We start from the raw sequence: 3,131 nt of genomic DNA, 5'->3' as shown, positions 1-3,131 counted from the left end.
CGCACCCGACAGGGTGTGACGCCATTTCCGATGCCGTGGTCTGACGTGCGGCTCTGTTGATTCAAGGGCTTACGTCGGACCGGGCGAGGACACAAGACGGTCTTGTTCTACGGGCTGTTTCATGGCGCGTAGCCTCTAACCGCTCGGCCCTTGCGCCGCTAGGTGGTGCCGGAACGCTCGTTGGTTTCGGGAAGGCGCGCTTTGATTTCGACTTCTGGGACGGCGGTTCGGTATCTTTGGGGCTGTTCTAATCCGGAGTTCCAGATGCAGTCCTTCCTTCCCTACCGCCACCTAATTCCGTCCAGCGCCGTGGTGCGTGAGAGCCGGGCAATCAGCCGTGCTGCTGCTCTTGGCGGCTACACTCACCCTTTTGATGCAAGTTCGCTCGCCAAGCAGTGCCTCGTTGAACAGGTGGTCGCGGCCGCGATTGGTCTGGGTGTTCAGGTCAAGAGCCATACGTGGGACGAGACCCAGAGCGGAGGTATTGAGGTTATGTTCCGCGTGGGCTCCTCTGAGGATCAGATGGTCCTAAAGCTCGGTCTGTGACAGCACCGACAGCCAGAGCGTCCGACCCACGCTCTCGGACATCGTCAACCTCACACGATCACGACCGGCTCTCCGAGAGCAGTCAGCTTGGCGAATAGCCGATGGTGATCGTTCACGAGCGGCATCCGGACGGCGATGCAGTCGAGCATCTGGCAACGCTCCCCACAGCCGATCTGCTCGATAGCGTGCTCTGCGTTTGACTGGCTAATGACGATGCAGCGTTCTCCGAGAGACATGAACTGCGGGACGGCGAGAGCAACGGCGGTGCGGTCCTCGTTCGTGTCGAAAGCGATAGCATGGCCGAGGAACTCGGCGTCGAAGGCCAGTCCGTGGTTGGGCAGATTGATCTGCTCGGCGGCGTCTGTCAGGGCTTCATAGCGAGCGAGGTAGTGTTCAAGGTGCATGGGGCGGGGCTCCGAAGGGACGATTGTGCCCTGCTATTTAGGCCGTGCCCAACGCGATCATTGTTGAAATCATTGATATAAATAGAGATAAGGCTGCCGTAATTAGTGACGCGGCCCATCCTTGGCAGGTATACTGCCGGAATAGTTCGCCCAGGAGTTATAGGGGGTCTACTCCACCCCGCAACGCGAACCGGGAAATAAAGGCTACGGCCGACGACCGGGGGATGAGGTAGGGCGACCGACCGAGACGGACATCACCGGCACAATGCTGGGTGAGTAACGGCTGCTCGGCAGAGGGTCTGAATGGACCGCTTTGCAAGAAGGCACTGCACAAGGAGGACGAGTGCGTCTTGCACGATTTGACCCTCGTCCGCGTGCACCGGTTCCAACAGCGTGGTGCACGAGCTTCAGCCTAAAAACTGATAACCGTTTTGGTCTTTATGACCAGGGATGGGCCGCTACAAGCTGGTACAGGGAAACCGCCAGCCGCCGCCGTAAAGGTGGCTACGTGGCCGTTGAAGCGCATGCCATCTGGCGTGTGTCATACCCCCCTCTGATTGACGGATGTTCGTCGGTCGGGGGGGGGAGAAAGCGCATGCTTCTTCAGTCCATGATCTCTTCAAATCCACAAGCGAGTCGCTGACGGCCGTGAAGAACGAGCGCAAGCGAGTGACAAGGCCAGTCAGCACCCGGACAAGGTACGGTGAGAGAGAACGAGCGCAAGCGAGGACTCGGGAACCGGGCCGAAGGCTGGGTCAGGTGACGTGCTGGATAAGGGGTTGCGCAGGGCGCAACACCCTGACGGCTCGCCTGAACGGCACTCACTTCGTTCGCTCCGCTCTGACGGCAGCCGTCGTGATTGACATCACTTCGTGGAGACGAGAGAGGACGACACCCGGTGAGAAGAGGTGTCTTCGTGAAGCGCACTCGCTGGTGCTCGTGGCTTCAAGGAGACGACCTGACGGCCGTCTGGCCGCGCCTCGCATCCGCTCGCCCCGACCAGAGAGGGCCGTGGAGAAGAGAGTGGGAGGGGTGCCGGGCATGGAATTGCGCCCGGAGTGATCGGAGTCGCGATCACATCAAGCAGTCACGGTCTCGGACGCGATCAGCCAGCGTCCTTCCTCACGCCTCAGAGCGATCATAAGAACCGTCTCCCCCGTGTTGGTCGGGAACCGTTGGAGAGCCCAAGCGGATGATCCGTCTCCTTCGCATCGGAGCGTCTCGAAGAACGTTATCCTGGCTCCGCTCCTGAACTCCTGCTCGAACGCTACTCGGATCGCTTCGCGGCCGAAGGCGACCACCGGCCCCGGATTGGCGTAGATGGCGTCGCTCGTGTAGTAGCTCGCCGCCTCAGCCGCATCGCCCCTGTTGAAGGCGCTCACGAACCGGCGGGTCAGTTCGTCGATCTCATCCTGAAGGTCCATCAGGTCTCTCCAGTCCGGCAATCAGATGCGGCCTCATCAAGGTCAAGCCTCAGCACGCGCTTCTACGTTACGACGGTCGCACGTTCGACCGAGCAGGCGGTAGACGCTTGTCCGCCCGATTCCGAGTTGCCGCGCGATCTCTGCACCGCCCTTACCCTCGGACCGCAGCTTCCGGATCACGTCGGCGTTGATGGTTGGCTTGCGACCCATGTAGCGGCCCTCGGCCTTGGCCTTGCGGATGCCCTCCATCTGGCGGTCGCGCCGGATCGCCGTCTCGAACTCCGCAAACACACCCAGCATCTGAAGGAATGCGCGCCCGGCGGCCGTGCTCGTATCGATGGGCTGTTCAGTTGCCCGCATGCCAACTCCTCGGGCTTCAAGATCGCGGACGATGTTGGCCAGATCGGCGAGAGAACGGGCCAACCGGTCGATCCGGGTCACGACCAGCACATCCCCGGCCCGCAGAAACGAGAGCACGGTCGCCAGTTCGGTCCTGCCCTTCGTGCTGGTGCCGGAAACCTGTTCGCTACGGACGATCTCGCACCCGGCCGCCCTAAGGGTCTCGATTTGAATCGAACAGTCCTGATCCGAGGACGAGACACGAGCATAGCCGATCAGCGTCATTCAGCCTCCACCTGTTCCGTTTGGGTTTAGACCATCTCCGGCCATCGTCCCGGATGACGGAAACCTACTCTATCAGAACAGGCCAGCAGGCTCGGGCGGAACTGCCGTTTGGGTTTACATGAAAGGGACAGGG

General features: G+C 61.1%; 4 protein-coding genes. 1 reads left to right on the top strand and 3 read right to left on the bottom strand.

Features of this window, described 5'->3' with window-relative positions; all coding sequences use genetic code 11:
- Positions 1 to 264 precede the first annotated feature (264 nt).
- Entirely contained in the window at positions 265 to 546 is a 282-nt protein-coding gene (locus tag HND91_RS22325) for a hypothetical protein (RefSeq protein ID WP_181708818.1), read from the top strand.
- 50 nt (positions 547 to 596) lie between these two features.
- On the opposite strand, the gene HND91_RS22320 is transcribed toward HND91_RS22325, so the two are convergent.
- The 3 genes from HND91_RS22320 to HND91_RS22310 all read right to left on the bottom strand — a co-directional run bounded on the left by HND91_RS22320 (position 597) and on the right by HND91_RS22310 (position 2,998).
- Entirely contained in the window at positions 597 to 950 is a 354-nt protein-coding gene (locus HND91_RS22320) for a hypothetical protein (RefSeq protein WP_181708817.1), read from the bottom strand.
- A 1,079-nt stretch (positions 951 to 2,029) separates the two neighbouring features.
- Positions 2,030 to 2,374, bottom strand: coding sequence for a YybH family protein (locus HND91_RS22315; RefSeq protein ID WP_181708816.1), 345 nt, complete (start codon positions 2,372 to 2,374; stop codon positions 2,030 to 2,032).
- A gap of 42 nt (positions 2,375 to 2,416) precedes the next feature.
- The gene (locus tag HND91_RS22310) at positions 2,417 to 2,998 is read right to left on the bottom strand and encodes a recombinase family protein (protein WP_181708815.1); all 582 of its coding nucleotides are present in this window, start codon (positions 2,996 to 2,998) and stop codon (positions 2,417 to 2,419) included.
- Between the last annotated feature and the right edge of the window lie 133 nt (positions 2,999 to 3,131).

This window comes from Chthonobacter rhizosphaerae, assembly GCF_013839525.1.
GTDB lineage: Bacteria > Pseudomonadota > Alphaproteobacteria > Rhizobiales > Pleomorphomonadaceae > Chthonobacter > Chthonobacter rhizosphaerae.
The sequence above is the reverse complement of the archived record's forward strand: the minus strand, read 5'-3'. Positions and strand labels throughout refer to the sequence as shown.